Origin of the sequence: Pandoraea vervacti, assembly GCF_000934605.2 — a bacterium.
In the GTDB taxonomy this organism is placed as follows: Bacteria; Pseudomonadota; Gammaproteobacteria; order Burkholderiales; family Burkholderiaceae; genus Pandoraea; species Pandoraea vervacti.
The window spans coordinates 3,711,013-3,724,410 of the sequence record NZ_CP010897.2; the positions used below are offsets into that span (position 1 = coordinate 3,711,013).

14 protein-coding genes are annotated in these 13,398 nt (G+C 62.3%); 6 read left to right on the forward strand and 8 right to left on the reverse strand.

The features are described from left to right. The first annotated feature begins 195 nt into the window (after nucleotides 1–195). From tnpA to UC34_RS16175, 4 genes are read left to right on the forward strand one after another with little or no spacing between them, the layout of a single operon-like run. On the forward strand, nucleotides 196–633 hold the full coding sequence (tnpA, locus tag UC34_RS16160; RefSeq protein WP_044458278.1) for an IS66-like element accessory protein TnpA: 438 nt from the start codon (nucleotides 196–198) through the stop codon (nucleotides 631–633). After that, entirely contained in the window at nucleotides 630–977 is a 348-nt protein-coding gene (gene tnpB / locus UC34_RS16165; RefSeq protein ID WP_044456348.1) for an IS66 family insertion sequence element accessory protein TnpB, read from the forward strand. The genes tnpA and tnpB overlap by 4 nt, the downstream gene beginning before the upstream one ends. 51 nt (nucleotides 978–1,028) lie before the next feature. Continuing rightward, a complete protein-coding gene (gene tnpC, locus UC34_RS16170) occupies nucleotides 1,029–2,573 on the forward strand; it encodes an IS66 family transposase (protein WP_044456349.1) in 1,545 nt (514 codons plus the stop codon). Between the two features lie 56 nt (nucleotides 2,574–2,629). Then, nucleotides 2,630–3,157 carry a plasmid pRiA4b ORF-3 family protein gene (locus UC34_RS16175; protein WP_472462591.1) on the forward strand — a complete coding sequence of 176 codons (528 nt, stop codon included), beginning with the start codon at nucleotides 2,630–2,632 and terminating at the stop codon, nucleotides 3,155–3,157. A 101-nt stretch (nucleotides 3,158–3,258) separates the two neighbouring features. On the opposite strand, the gene UC34_RS25455 is transcribed toward UC34_RS16175, so the two are convergent. Next, on the reverse strand, nucleotides 3,259–3,537 hold the full coding sequence (locus UC34_RS25455) for a hypothetical protein (protein ID WP_157123215.1): 279 nt from the start codon (nucleotides 3,535–3,537) through the stop codon (nucleotides 3,259–3,261). Between the two features lie 224 nt (nucleotides 3,538–3,761). On the opposite strand from UC34_RS25455, the gene UC34_RS16185 reads away from it, so the two are divergent. Continuing rightward, nucleotides 3,762–4,784 carry a hypothetical protein gene (locus UC34_RS16185; protein WP_044456351.1) on the forward strand — a complete coding sequence of 341 codons (1,023 nt, stop codon included), beginning with the start codon at nucleotides 3,762–3,764 and terminating at the stop codon, nucleotides 4,782–4,784. A gap of 99 nt (nucleotides 4,785–4,883) precedes the next feature. Here UC34_RS16185 and UC34_RS16190 read toward each other — a convergent pair whose 3' ends face one another. The 6 genes from UC34_RS16190 to UC34_RS16215 all read right to left on the reverse strand — a co-directional run bounded on the left by UC34_RS16190 (nucleotide 4,884) and on the right by UC34_RS16215 (nucleotide 11,644). After that, nucleotides 4,884–5,357 (reverse strand): WbuC family cupin fold metalloprotein, encoded by a 474-nt coding sequence (locus UC34_RS16190; RefSeq protein ID WP_044458279.1) that lies wholly within the window; start codon nucleotides 5,355–5,357, stop codon nucleotides 4,884–4,886. A 160-nt stretch (nucleotides 5,358–5,517) separates the two neighbouring features. Then, nucleotides 5,518–5,730, reverse strand: coding sequence for a 30S ribosomal protein S21 (gene rpsU, locus UC34_RS16195; RefSeq protein ID WP_044456352.1), 213 nt, complete (start codon nucleotides 5,728–5,730; stop codon nucleotides 5,518–5,520). A gap of 496 nt (nucleotides 5,731–6,226) precedes the next feature. After that, nucleotides 6,227–7,411, reverse strand: a complete 1,185-nt coding sequence (locus UC34_RS16200) for a porin (RefSeq protein ID WP_044456353.1) — start codon at nucleotides 7,409–7,411, stop codon at nucleotides 6,227–6,229. A 533-nt stretch (nucleotides 7,412–7,944) separates the two neighbouring features. Then, nucleotides 7,945–8,592, reverse strand: a complete 648-nt coding sequence (locus tag UC34_RS16205) for a hypothetical protein (RefSeq protein ID WP_044456354.1) — start codon at nucleotides 8,590–8,592, stop codon at nucleotides 7,945–7,947. Between the two features lie 181 nt (nucleotides 8,593–8,773). Further along, nucleotides 8,774–9,877: a mechanosensitive ion channel family protein gene (locus tag UC34_RS16210; RefSeq protein WP_237165128.1), complete on the reverse strand. Its 1,104-nt coding sequence runs from the start codon at nucleotides 9,875–9,877 to the stop codon at nucleotides 8,774–8,776. 255 nt (nucleotides 9,878–10,132) lie between these two features. Further along, nucleotides 10,133–11,644 (reverse strand): CoA-acylating methylmalonate-semialdehyde dehydrogenase, encoded by a 1,512-nt coding sequence (locus tag UC34_RS16215; protein ID WP_044456355.1) that lies wholly within the window; start codon nucleotides 11,642–11,644, stop codon nucleotides 10,133–10,135. Nucleotides 11,645–11,752: 108 nt separating this feature from the next. On the opposite strand from UC34_RS16215, the gene UC34_RS16220 reads away from it, so the two are divergent. Then, nucleotides 11,753–12,694, forward strand: a complete 942-nt coding sequence (locus UC34_RS16220; protein ID WP_044456356.1) for a LysR family transcriptional regulator — start codon at nucleotides 11,753–11,755, stop codon at nucleotides 12,692–12,694. Nucleotides 12,695–12,718: 24 nt separating this feature from the next. Here the strand turns inward: UC34_RS16220 and UC34_RS16225 are convergent, their stop codons facing one another. Continuing rightward, nucleotides 12,719–13,375 (reverse strand): GntR family transcriptional regulator, encoded by a 657-nt coding sequence (locus tag UC34_RS16225; RefSeq protein WP_044456357.1) that lies wholly within the window; start codon nucleotides 13,373–13,375, stop codon nucleotides 12,719–12,721. Nucleotides 13,376–13,398 lie beyond the last annotated feature (23 nt).

Sequence of the window (13,398 nt, forward strand, 5' to 3'; positions counted from 1 at the left end):
CATTGAAAGCCGCCAAACGAAAAAAGCCCCGCTCAGCCGACGCTGCCGGGGCTTTCTGTTTTCCACTGCGCCGCCACACCGCGCCAATCCTCTCGTCATGAAACGGTCACTGCCAGATGCACAGTAAGCGTGGCTTGAAGGCCGCATGGACAAAGGTTCCTGCGGTGTCCAAAGTGATGTCCGTTACTTCAAGTGGTGGGGACTACTTTGGACACACGGAATGTAAAGCCTTCGAACCGTAAAGGCAGACCGAACTACACACCAGAGTACCGACGGCAAGTTGCCGTCGCGGCGTGCGGGCCGGGTATTTCGGTGGCCAAGCTTGCGCAGGCGCACGGACTGAATCCCAATATGGTGTTCAAGTGGCGCCGGCAACTGCGGGCGGGCCTGTTTGAAGGAGTGGCGAACAGCACAGCGGTGTTGCTGCCCGTAGCGCTACCGGATGCACCGACCGGCGAGACCGCAGAACCGGCGTCGCTCGCTCTACAGCCACAGCCTGTCGAGCCACATCGCGAGAGCGTACCAGCAGCATCGGGCATCGAAATTGAACTAAACGGTGCCCGTGTACGTGTCACGGGCATGGTCGACCCCGTGCAGTTGCGCCTCGTGCTGCGCTGCCTGATGCCAGCATGATTGCGCCGCCAGGCGGTACTCGCGTTTGGCTGGCAGCGGGCATTACCGATATGCGCCGTGGCATGGATGGGCTTGCCGCACTGGTGCAGTCAGCACTCGGACGTGACCCCTTCTCGGGGCACATCTTCCTGTTTCGCGGGCGTCGCGGTGACCTCATCAAGATTTTATGGTGGAGCGGCGACGGCATGAACCTGTACGCGAAACGACTCGAGCGCGGACGCTTCGTGTGGCCACAAGCGGATTCAGGAACGGTCCATCTATCTGCTGCCCAACTGTCGATGCTGCTCGAGGGGATTGATTGGCGGCATCCCGAGCGGACGTGGCAGCCGACGCACGCGGCGTAAAGGGGGAAGCGAGGGTCCACAAACCCGTGGGCTTCATTTACACTGGCACGCATGCCAGCTAGCCATCTGCCCGATGACATCCCCGCACTCAAGCGAATCGTTGCTTCGCGCGACGAGACCATCGCACAGTTGCTGGCCGAGATCTCGCAACTCAAGCGTTGGCAGTATGGCCGGTCATCGGAGCGCATGACCGAACTGATGGACCAGTTACAGCTCGCGCTCGGTGAACTGCCCGCTGCTGAATCGGCCATGACCGCGACGTCGAAGGTGCCCGATGCTGATACGGCTGCTGATACATCGGCCACAACGAACGTTGTCCCGCTGCGCCGCAAGTCGCGGCACTTCCCTGCACATCTTCCTCGCGAAACGGTTGTGCATGCGCCGTCAAACTGCGGATGCCCGGAATGCGGCAAACAGATGCGGGCGCTCGGCGAAGACGTCTCGGAGGTGCTCGACTATGTGCCCGGTTACTTCAAGGTACTGCGTCACGTCCGTCCGAAGCTCAGCTGCCCGCGCTGTGCCGCAGTCGTGCAGGAGCCGGCACCTTCGCGGCCGATAGCACGCTCGATGGCGGGTGCGGGGCTGCTCGCACAGGTCGTCGTCGCGAAGTACGCTGACCATATGCCGCTATACCGGCAGGCCGGCATCTATCGCCGCGGGGGCATCGAACTGGACCGGGCAACACTGGCTTCGTGGGTGCGTGAAGCGGCTGCGCTGCTGCGGCCGCTGTCCGATGCACTCGGTCGTTACGTGCGCGACGCGGAAAAGATCCATACCGACGATACACCCGTGCCTGTGCTGGAGCCAGGGCGTGGCAAGACACGCACGGCGCGCCTGTGGACCTATGTGCGGGATGACCGCCCGGCAGGAAGCCGCGCACCACCAGCAGTCTGGTACCGGTACTCACCCGACCGCAAGGGTGAGCGACCTCGGGAACATCTTGCGGGCTACACGGGAATCCTGCAGGCAGACGCCTTCAGCGGGTATGACGCGCTGTATCGTGACGGCACGGTCATCGAGGCTGGATGCTGGGCACATGCGCGGCGCAAGTTTTTCGACCTGTACAAGCTGGACGGCTCACCGATTGCCGAAGAAGCATTGCGCCGCATTGGGGCGCTATATGCTGTTGAACGCGAGGTTCGCGGCCAGACGCCGGACGTGCGCCTGTCTGCGCGTAAGCAACGCTCGGCACCGTTGCTCACCGAGCTGAAGGCTTGGCTCGAACACTCGCTCTCACAGGTCTCGACGAAGTCGGGGTTGGCCAAGGCGATCAGATACTCGCTGGGGCACTGGCACGCACTCACACACTATTGCGAAGATGGGCGCGTCGAGGTGGACAACAATACGGCGGAGCGTGCGATCAGGCCGCTGGTTCTCGGCAGGCGCAATTATCTGTTCGCAGGCTCAGACGGCGGTGGCGAAAGCGCGGCGGTGATCTACAGCCTGATCGGTACTGCACGCCTGAACGGCTTCGATCCGTTTGCGTACCTGCGCACGGTGTTTGAGCGCATCGCCGATCATCCCATCAACCGCATCGACGAGTTGCTGCCGTGGAGCCTGATGTCAGCCGAACACGTCGAGCAGCACGCCGCCTGAGAATCAATTCGATGGTCCACCCCCTCAGACCTGCTGTGCGCCGAGTCAAGGCGCCAGTGCCCGATTACGTACTGCGCGTTGAGCTGAAGTACATCAAGCCCGCGATTTGGCGCCGAATCATCGTTCCCGGTTCGATCCGGCTGAGCAAGCTGCATGTCGTGCTACTGCTGGCCATAGGCTGGGAGGGCGGGCACCTGCACGAATTCGTCTTTGGCGAAACCAACTATGGTGAACCTGATGACTTCGGATTCCAGAGCGATCCACCGATGCTCAATGAAGCACGGGTCACGCTGGCGAAGGCGCTGGGAGGCTTGAAGTCATTCACCTACATCTATGACTACGGCGACAACTGGCAGCATCGGATCAAGGTCGAGAAGGCACTCGTGCCCGATCCGGACATGCGTCGGAGGTGTGCCCGGATATGCCGACTTCCTCGACGCGATCGCCGATCCGACGCACGAGGAGCACGACCACCTCCTCGAGTGGTGCGGCGGCAGCTTCAATCCCGCCGCCTTCGATCTCGTGCTCGCGAATCAGCGACTCTCACAGGTCAAGTTCTGATCGTCAAGACGGCCTTAGAGTGACGCTTACGATGCACATGACGTAACGTTCAGGCGAACCTGCAAGCGTCCGGCGAACGGCGCGCCAAGTCGGACTTCGGCAAGGGCAAGCTGGTGGCCGCCGATTACGCGATCAGCCCGTCGATCACGCTCACGAACAACAATGCCGGTGGCGCCGGCGCCAACCTTGCCGGTCTTCTGCCCGGCGGTATCGGCACAGCCATCGGCGCACTCGCCGGCAGCATGAACTCGAAAGAGGCCAGCACCCTGCTGACTGTCAGCGATAACCGTTCCAGCGTGCAGATCGCCGCCGCCGAAGGCAGTGCCACGGCGATGGACTTCGGCGCGCTCGACCCGAGCCCCGGCCACGGTTCAAGGCGGGTAAGAAATCGCGCGGAGACCACGCCCGCCTCGCCTGCGCACATCGAACGTCAAATATTTTGCCGCCCAGCAAACGAATCCGTCTCGTCGGCAAAGGCATCGGCCCGTCCTCGCGCCCCGGCTCCTCTATCATCGTCGCGTGCCTCCCCCCGCACGCCTTGGGTTTTCCCAGGCCTTGATTCGCCGCGCCAACCGTGGCGCGCCGCGATCCCACCATTGCCCGTTTCTTCCCGACGCCAGGATTCGTATGACGAAGCCTTTGCAGCGCGCCGTGCCGCCCATGACGTCTGCCCCTGGCGACGCCATCGCCGCCAACGCTATTGCTCACGCATGGGCAAAGGTCGACGCGGCGCTCAGCCCACATCCGAACTGTCCGCTGCCCGACTGGACAGGCGGGGGCGACACGCTTCATCAGCATCTTCTGATCATTGGTAGCGGTAACGACAACGAGCTCGTGAGCCAACTCCGTCATTTGGACACCGCGTCAGCCCGTTTCGGCAAGGTCGGATTCGTCGGCCCGGCCAGCACGCGCCGCCTGATCGAATGGTCGATGGGAGAACGCGTGGTCGTCCTCTCGCGCATGCCGCGCGACGTGTCGGACTGGGATTTGCGGTGCCCGCTCGGGTCGCTGGCGCGAGCGCTGGGCCCGCAAGCCACTCACGCGCATGCAGGACGCCCCTTCCTGCGCGTGGCCACGTCCACCGCCCGACACTGGCGCGATCGGCTCGCCGCCGCCGCGCAACACGGCTTTTGCGTCGGCCTGGCAGGCCTCGACATTCTCGACGACGTCGCATCGAAAGGTCTGACGAGCCACGCTGCCAGCCTCATGACGCTCGCCCCGCTACTGCGCGTGCCCGGTGTCTCCTGGATACCGCTGGGCCGACCGATGACCGGACCAGAGGGCGCTCACGCCATGCCTCCGGAATCGGTCGACTGGATCGACTGGCGAACGGATTGCGACGATCTGGCGGACGAGGCTTCGCTCATCGACAATCTCGATTTGGTGATTACGCTGGACGCCGCCCATGCGGATCTGGCGGAAGGGCTCGGCGTATCGGCTTGGCGATTGGGAGCGGCACGCCACGCCGCATCGCGTCATGGACGAGGCGATTCCCATTGGGAATCAACACCACTGGCCGGACCGGACGAACTGGCCGACTGGGATGCCTTCCGATTGCCGGCAACAGAAGAGGATTGGCCCCGCGCCGTGAATGCGGCAGCCAAAGCCCTAAAGGCGATGGCGACCGAATTTCAGGGATGGACGCGCTGATGCGCTGATGCTTTGGCGCACGACGGCCCGGTCAGGCCACCGCCCCTTCCGGGCGCCGTCCGGACGTCGGGCGTCACACGCGCGCGCTAGCGAAACGGGTCAGGCGGCCCAGCGATCGCCGACCTGCGCCGTCTTGACCCACTCCATGAACGCCGCCGCTTCGGGCGTATCCGCCGGGGCAGACCAGCTCGCGTAATCGGCCTCGACGAACGGGCGATACGGTCCGTGCTTCACTTCGAAAATCACCGCGCCCGGGTCCAGTGACAACACGGTATGGTGCGTGCCGAGCGGACTCTCGATCACGCTGGTGTCCTCGCCCAGCACCTTACGGTCAATGACGACACCCGCTTCATCGAAGGTGAGCACAACAAAGCGGCCGCGCAACGCGGTAAGCAATTCCCACGTGTGGTGGTGCACATGCGGACGGATATAGGTCGCCGGCTCCATCGCAATGGCCAGTCGCTGGATGGAATCGTCCAGCGATTCATGCAGATTCTGGTTCATGCGGGCGCGAGGCGATTGCGTGGCTTGCCCGGTCAGCGCGTCGAGCGCAGCAAAGGTCAACGTTTTCATGGAGATCTTGTGGGGAATAGAGAAAATGAGGCGCTTGCCAACGGCAATGGCCACGAGTTTAGCAAATCGATGCGCCAGTGCTGCCCATAAAAAAACCCGCCGTTCGGCGGGTTTTTCGACTTCGCACTACACATTGCGCACAAGTGGCGCAACGGCGTGCTTAGTACATCTTCTTCTTCAGGGTCTGGCTGCGCAGACGCTTACGCAGACGGGCCACGGCAGCGGCCTTCTTGCGCTTGCGCTCGGCCGTCGGCTTTTCGTAAGCAGCGCGTGCCTTGACTTCCTTGATCAGGCCCGTGCCATCGATAGCGCGACGGAAACGACGCAGTGCGACTTCAACGGGTTCGTTGTCCTTGATAACGATCTTGGTCATGCAATATCTCGAATAGTGATTCGGCCCCATCGGAGCCATAAATTTGATTTACCGCGCAAAGACACCATTCCCCGCCCCGCCGGAGATCCTCCAGCCAAGCGCGACGAACGGACTTGCAACGGACTGCACTACACCACATCCGGCGGGACCGCGACTCACCTCCTCTGCGATCTCCCGATTGGCTTTCGACACCCGGCTCACCCTCAACGGGGAACCTCGCGCCGCGCCTTCCAGACTGGCTGAACGGTTGATTTGGCGAAGCGGCAGACTCATCGTTCGTCAGTGAGCCCCGCTTCCCGCAATGCCCGAATTTTGGACAAGGTCGTGATTATACACATAAAGGGCGTCAAATGCACACGATTTGGCAACCCTCCTTGTGAGACGGGCCCCGCCAGTCCTTCGCGGAGCCCGTTTGGGGCGCAAAGCGGGCGGGCGTCCACCTGCCTCGATCCGCCCCATGCCGCACGGAATCGCCGGTTTCCGCCCGAATACCCGCTTAGAACTTGTGACGAACGCCAGCGATCACGGCGATCTGCGACTGGGCGCCGGTACCGGTCGGGCCGCCAACGTTGTCGATGGCCGCGACCACGGCGTCGCCCGTGGCGCGCTGGTACACGCCGTTCAGGTACGTTTCGGTGCGTTTGCTGAATGCGTAGGTCGTGCCCGCGTTGACCTGGAACCAGCGCGGCTTGGTGCCCTTGGTGATTCCCGACAATGCCGTAGCGCCGCTCACGCTGCCGTCACTGTAGATGAACGCCAGACCGCCGAGCAGGTTCGGGGCGATCTGGTACTTGCCGTTCAGCTCGAACGTGTTCACGCGAATCGACGACTGGTTGGCGTAGTTGATCTTGGCGTAGCTGTACACAAAGCCGACGGTCGCCGCCTGGATCTGATACGAGATGCCTGCGGCAGCGATGTCGTGCTTGTCGACGGCGCTCGTGTAGAAGATGTCGGTCGCGCTGGCGTAATCGTTCGATACCGCACCGCTGCCATTTGCCGTGCCCGGGCTTGCCAGATGCATGTAGCCCGCGGCGGCGGTGAGCGGGCCATTGGCGTACGACGCGCCGACGCTGAATGCATTGTTATGCGAGAAGCCCGTGCCGTTACCCGTGTTCGGCTCGTTGCTGAAACCGTACAGCGCGCCAAACGAGAAGCCACCGTAGTTCGCGCTGGTGTACTTGACCGAGTTGTTGACGCGGAACGAGTTGTACAGGTTGTCGATGTCGCCAATGTGCGCACCATACTGCGTGGCCCACTGCTTGGCCGACGTCAGCGGGCTCACGAAGTCCACCACGGAGTCGTACTGACGGCCGATGGTGACGCTGCCGGCTTGCGCGCTTTGCAGCCCCACGTACGCCTGACGACCGAACATGCGGCTGTTTTGCAGCATCGTGCCGTTCATCAGGTTGAAACCATTTTCCAGCACGAAAACAGCCTTCAGACCGCTGCCCAGGTCTTCCGACCCCTTCAACCCCCAGCGGTTGCCCTGGCCGATGCCGCTCACGGCCTGAAAGTTGTGGGCGCCCTTGGCGTTCAGACCGCTGGCGACGTTATTGACATAGGCAACGCCCGCGTCGATCACACCATACAGCGTGACGTTGGTGGTCGACGTCTGCGCCACTGCGGGCGCGGCAACGGCAAAGCTGGCGGCGGCCAGCGCCGTGAGTGGGAAGCGCTTCATCTTTATCCTCTTTGTTAGTGGTCTTATATTTTTTTGACCTGCGCAGGCAGGCGCCCATTGGCGATGCGCAGGCCACATCGGCCGATCCGCAGTCGGTCCATCGTCGGTCCACAGATGGTCCGACCCGGATGCTGCAACCGCATATGCAATGGAGTGCTTACCAAATGACTAGCGGTGCTTTTCTTATTCAGAAATAGCACCGCCGGTTCTCCGCAAGCGGGTGCATTCTGACACGTTAGTCACGCGCGTCGCATGCGAGTGGTGCATTTGCAACACATGAAATACAGGACATATAGGCGGTATTTGCAGCACTCGCAAAGATTGATTCGTTCAACGTAATGACGCACATCGGCGTTCAACGATGCAATGAGAGGCGACACCATGAAAAACGGCGCTCCGTCCGCGAGACGTGCGCCGTCATGTATGCCTACAAGTATTCCGAGCGCGCCCTGAATCGATATCGGGAGCGCCACCGCCGCGTGGCGTGTCAGACGTCGGCCGGATGCGCTACTGCGCTCCGCCTCCCTCACCCGCTAAGCGGATTTCGTAACAATACGCGAGGATGCCGTGCGAACCGGTTTGCGTCCTTCGGCGCGCAACGGTTTGGTCGCGAGCTTCGCGCGCTTGCGTGCGGCGATCGAGACGCGCGAGGATCCGCCCGGCGCAGCGCCATTCGCCGTGCCCGCCATGGCGCCGTTCAACGCTTTCGTCGATGCCGCGGTTTTCATGGCGTCAATCGATGATTTTGCTTTCTCGCCCTTGAGCGCCTTCGCGTCCTTTTCGGCGTGCTTTTCTTCGCGCTTTTGGGCGTGCTTTTCGGCGCCCTTCTCCGTGCCTTTGCCTGCGCCCTTCCCAGCCTTCGCAGACTTCTCTACCTTGGCAACCTTTCCAGCTTTCGGCGACTTCGCGCCGACGGCAGGCGTCGTGCCCGCCTTCGCGGCCGCGGCCAGTTCGAGGTCGATGGTGTGCTTGAGACCGGCGATCACCGGTGCCGCAAGATCGTCTGCGAAGTGATCGAACCAGCGCTTCGCCTGCAAGAGCTTCTTTCCGCCGAGGCGTCGCTTGTGGTCCTCGTCGCTCGCAATCACCTTGGCGGACAGCCGTGCGCGGCCCTTCGAGAGACGTTCGAGAACGGTAATGATGGTGAACCCGCGATGCAACGTCTTTTGCTCTGCAGACATACTGGCCTCCTGAAGTCCCCGTCTCTCGACGGGCCCGGATTGGATAGAAGCCACGATCTGAATCACGTGGATGCAATCGATCCTATCACGCCGCAATGAACGTACCCAGCAGGCATGCGGCTTTCAGGCGGCTTTCACCTCACTGTCACTTCACTTTCGCGTCACTTTTGCCTCACTGCCATCACGCAGCCCTGGGTTTGGCCGCGGACGCTGCCTCGGGCGGCTCGGGCGCCTGCGCAAAGTACTGCACGCTCGCGGGTATGGCGAAACGAATGTCTTCCGCCAGGAACGCACGCATGAGCGCGAGGTTGATGTCCTGCTGCAAGTCCATATACAGGTTGTAGTCGGGACTGAGCACGAAATAGACGACTTCGAAGTCGAGCGAGCTGGCCCCGAACTGCTTGAAATGGGCCCGATCGAAGCGCGTCTTGCCGGAGGCTTCCACCGCCTGCCTCACCATCGCCGGCACCTTTGCCAGCTTGTCCGGCACGGTGTGGTACGTCACGCTGAACGTGAACACGATGCGCCGCTCGGACATACGCTTGTAGTTATGCAGGGTGTTCTTGAGCAGTTCGGTGTTGCCGCAAACGATCTCTTCGCCGCTCAGGCTGCGAATACGCGTTGTCTTGAGCCCGATGCGCTCGATCGTGCCGGACACATCGCTGAACACGACGAAGTCACCGACTTCGAACGGCTTGTCCAGCCCAATGGCCAGCGAAGCGAACAGGTCGCTCAACACATTTTGCACGGCCAGCGCGACCGCCACACCGCCAATACCGAGGCTCGCGACGAAGGCAGTGATGTTCACGCCGAAATTCGCGAGCATGACCAGCAGCAACACCGCCCAGGCCAGTACCCGGGCCGTCCAGGCGGTCATGGTGACGATGACGGGGTTGTCCGGCGCACTCTCGCGATGCTGCATGCGTCGTGTCGACCACACGCTGACGGCCCGGTTCACCCAGAGCGCGAGCTGGAGGCAGAACAGGACCGTCCAGCCATGGACGATGGCGGTATCCCATCGGGTGCCCAGATCGAGAATCTTCAGCCCGATGAGCAACGCGGCGACGAACAGTACGAAGTGTCGCGTCGCGCCCAGCACTTCAGCCAGCATGCCCGCCGCTGGCGAGCGCAATCGTCTGGACAGCGCCCCGAAGCGTCCGAGCACGAGACGCAATACGCCTGTCAGGATGCCGTAGCTTAACAACATGGCAATCGCGGCAAATGCCCAGTCGGCGGGCGCGATTCCCTCGAAGGCCTTTAGCGATGTGAGCGTGCTGAAGTGCAAGCGAATCCTCCCTGCGTCTTGGTCGAAACCTTTTGCTCAGCAAGGTCCGTGCCGACTCGCCAGCGGCCATCTGGCCGACCGGACGACGCCAACGGGCGCCCGGCCGCCATACCCGATCTTTCAATGGAGGGAAGAAATGACATGGATGCGCGCGGTTTGCGCTGCCCTCGCGCGGAAATGCCCGGAAATGAAAAGGCGGCACAACGGACCAGCCGTTGTACCGCCCTGCACTGCTACGCCTGGAATGGCGACGCGTTACTTCGCTGTCGGCATCGCGAACTCGGCACCCTTCTCCGTGCTTTCCGGCCAGCGTTGCATGATCGACTTCTGCTTGGTGTAGAAGCGCACGCCTTCTTCACCGTAAGCGTGCATATCGCCGAACAGGCTGCGCTTCCAGCCGCCGAAGCCGTGCCACGCCATCGGCACCGGAATCGGCACGTTGATACCGACCATGCCGACCTCGATACGACGACCGAATTCGCGAGCGATGTGGCCGTCTCGCGTATAGCAGGCCACACCGTTGCCGAACTCATGGGCGTTGATGAGATCCACGGCTTCCGTGAAGTCCTTCACGCGCACGCACGAGAGCACCGGCCCGAAGATTTCTTCCTTGTAGATGCGCATGTCAGGCGTCACGTGATCGAACAGCGTGCCGCCGGTGAAAAAGCCTTCTTCATGGCCCGGCACCTTCAGACCGCGGCCGTCGACCACCAGCTTCGCGCCTTCTTCCACGCCCAGCGCGATATAGCTCTCGATGCGCTCCAGCGATTGACGGGTCACGATCGGACCCATTTCGGCGTCCGGTTCCATGCCGTTCTTGACGACCAGCGTGCGAGCGCGCTCGGCCAGACGATCCATGATCTTGTCGGCCACGTCGCCAACGAGCACCGCGACCGAAATGGCCATGCAACGCTCGCCGGCCGAACCGTACCCGGCGCCGACCAGCGCGTCGATGGCCTGGTCGAGATCGGCGTCAGGCATCACGACCATGTGATTCTTCGCGCCACCCAGTGCTTGCACGCGCTTGCCATGCTTGGCGCCGGTTTCGTAGATGTAGTTCGCAATCGGGGTCGAGCCAACGAAGCTGATCGCCTTGACGTCCGCGTGCGTGAGCAGTGCGTCGACAACCTCCTTGTCACCCTGCACGACGTTGAAAACCCCGTCCGGCAAGCCGGCCTGCTTGAGCAGATCGGCCATGAACAACGACGCCGACGGATCGCGCTCGCTGGGCTTGAGAATGAAGGTGTTACCCGCAGCGATGGCCACCGGGAACATCCAGCACGGCACCATGCACGGGAAATTGAACGGCGTGATGCCGGCCACGACGCCCAGCGCCTGACGCGTCGTCCAGTTGTCGATGCCGGTGGAGACCTGCTCCGTGTAATCGCCCTTGAGCAATTGCGGAATACCGCAGGCGAATTCGATCACGTCGATGCCGCGCGTGACCTCGCCCTGTGCGTCGGAGAACACCTTGCCGTGCTCTGCGGTGATGATCGCGGCGAGTTCGTCGCGATGCTTGTTCATGAGTTCGAGGAACTTGAGCATGACGCGCGCGCGGCGAATCGGCGGCGTGTCGCTCCATGCGGGGAATGCTGCCTTGGCGCTCGCGACCGCCGCATCGACGTCCGCGACGCTACCCAGCACGAGTTGGCGAGCGCGCTTGCCCGTCGCCGGATTGAAAATCGGCTGAGTCCGCTGGGCGTCGCCCTTCACGCGTTGACCATGGATGTAATGGACGACGTCGGCGGTATCGTTAAACGCTTGCATATCAATTCCTCATGATGGATGAACGATCCATGCAGTGTATGAATCGCCGCGCACCGCGCCTAGACGTTATTATTGAATTTATTGTTTACAAATACGAACAATCGATCCATGGATTCGGAAAAAATTGAAGGCCTGTGGACGCACCTGCATTGGCTGACGGTGCTCGCCGAGCAGGGAAGTTTTACCGCCGCCGCGACCCGGCTGGGCGTGAGCAAAGCGGCGATGAGTCAGCGCATCGCCGAACTGGAGCGTGCGGCAGGCGTATCGCTGGTGCAACGCACAACTCGCAGCGTGCGATTTACGGAGGCCGGGCAACAGCTCGTCGACGACACGCGGGGGCAGTATGCGCAAATCGCGACGAGCTTCTCGAACCTGCGGGATCAGGCCGGGGTCGCGCGAGGACTGATACGTGTCACGGCCCCCGTAGCGCTCGGCAGGCAGCAGGTCATCCCGAGGTTGTCCGGCTTTCTGCGCGCACATCCTGAAGTTCGAGTGCAACTGGACTTGTCCGACCGACTGAGTTCGATCGCCTCGGAAGGGTTCGACCTGGCGATCCGTCACAGTACGAACGCTCCGGAAACGCACGTGGCCTGGAAACTGTGCGACACGCGCTCGCTTATCGTGGCGACCCGGGCCTATCTCAAGCGACGGGGCACGCCGGCGTCCCCCGCTGATCTGGCCGAGCACGATTGCCTTGCGTACCCGCGTGCGCAGGTGGCGACTACCTGGTCGTTCGAGCCCACGGGCCCTCGGAAATCGGCCACGGGACCGGTGACGATCAACGCCAACGGGCCGGTGACGGCGAACAACAGTGAAGCGTTGCGCGACGCGGCGCTCGACGATCTGGGCATCGCACTCGTGCCGGACTTCACGGCACAGGCCGCCGTGAAATCCGGCAAGCTGATCGTGCTGCTGCCGGAATGGCGTCCGGTCGGCGCTTTTGCGGAACGAATTTACGTGGTGCGCCCTTACACCTCGCACGTGCCACAGGCCGTACGCCTGTTCGTGGATTACTTGCGTGAGGCGTTTGCCGGAGGATTTCCGTGCTAGGGGGCGGATGCCGATTCAGTCGGATCACATCGCCCGCGCTTCGCGCAGCGCGACCTGCATGACGTCCCCCGCAGCCAGGATATGCGCCTTCGTCAAACGCTTGGCCGTGCGACGATCGCGCGCCACCACAGCCTCCAGTATCTCGACGTGCTCCGAGAAAGACACGTCCTGATAGCGCTCCAGTTGCCACACCAGCCGTAGATAGCGATCGGTCTTGCGCCAGATCGCTTCGAGCGTCTCCATCAGATAGCGCCTGCCGCTGGCCTGATAGATCGTGCGGTGAAACGCCCAGTTGTCGACCGACCAGGCGTCGACGTCCGGCGCTGTTTCGTCGTTGCGCAGGATCTCGCGCACCGCCGCTTCATCGCGCGGGCCAAAAGCGTCGATGGCGGCGTCCAGGGCAAGCAGTTCCAGCGCCACGCGCATTTCCGTCAGTTCCGACGCCTCGAACGTCGTCATCGCCGAAACGAACGCCCCGCGATTGGGCACGATCGTCACGAATCCGCTCGCCTGCAATTGCACGAAGGCCTCCCGAACCGGGATATGGCTGGTGCCGAACTCCTTCGCGATCGAATCCTGACGAAGTTGTGTCCCGGGCGCCCACCGTCCGTCCGCAATCCGTTCACGCAACTGGTCCGCCAACGACACGGAAGATAGCTTGCTTTCTGCTGATTTTTTCATTTTAATATATTAAAACATTTACG

What these genes read in the sequence shown, in the direction of transcription:
- tnpB (WP_044456348.1), top strand. Translation starts at nt 630, where the DNA reads ATGATTGCGCCGCCAGGCGGTACTCGCGTTTGGCTGGCAGCGGGCATT.
- tnpC (WP_044456349.1), top strand. Translation starts at nt 1,029, where the DNA reads ATGCCAGCTAGCCATCTGCCCGATGACATCCCCGCACTCAAGCGAATC.
- UC34_RS16185 (WP_044456351.1), top strand. Translation starts at nt 3,762, where the DNA reads ATGACGAAGCCTTTGCAGCGCGCCGTGCCGCCCATGACGTCTGCCCCT.
- UC34_RS16190 (WP_044458279.1), bottom strand. Translation starts at nt 5,357, where the DNA reads ATGAAAACGTTGACCTTTGCTGCGCTCGACGCGCTGACCGGGCAAGCC.
- rpsU (WP_044456352.1), bottom strand. Translation starts at nt 5,730, where the DNA reads ATGACCAAGATCGTTATCAAGGACAACGAACCCGTTGAAGTCGCACTG.
- UC34_RS16200 (WP_044456353.1), bottom strand. Translation starts at nt 7,411, where the DNA reads ATGAAGCGCTTCCCACTCACGGCGCTGGCCGCCGCCAGCTTTGCCGTT.
- UC34_RS16205 (WP_044456354.1), bottom strand. Translation starts at nt 8,592, where the DNA reads ATGTCTGCAGAGCAAAAGACGTTGCATCGCGGGTTCACCATCATTACC.
- UC34_RS16215 (WP_044456355.1), bottom strand. Translation starts at nt 11,644, where the DNA reads ATGCAAGCGTTTAACGATACCGCCGACGTCGTCCATTACATCCATGGT.
- UC34_RS16220 (WP_044456356.1), top strand. Translation starts at nt 11,753, where the DNA reads ATGGATTCGGAAAAAATTGAAGGCCTGTGGACGCACCTGCATTGGCTG.
- UC34_RS16225 (WP_044456357.1), bottom strand. Translation starts at nt 13,375, where the DNA reads ATGAAAAAATCAGCAGAAAGCAAGCTATCTTCCGTGTCGTTGGCGGAC.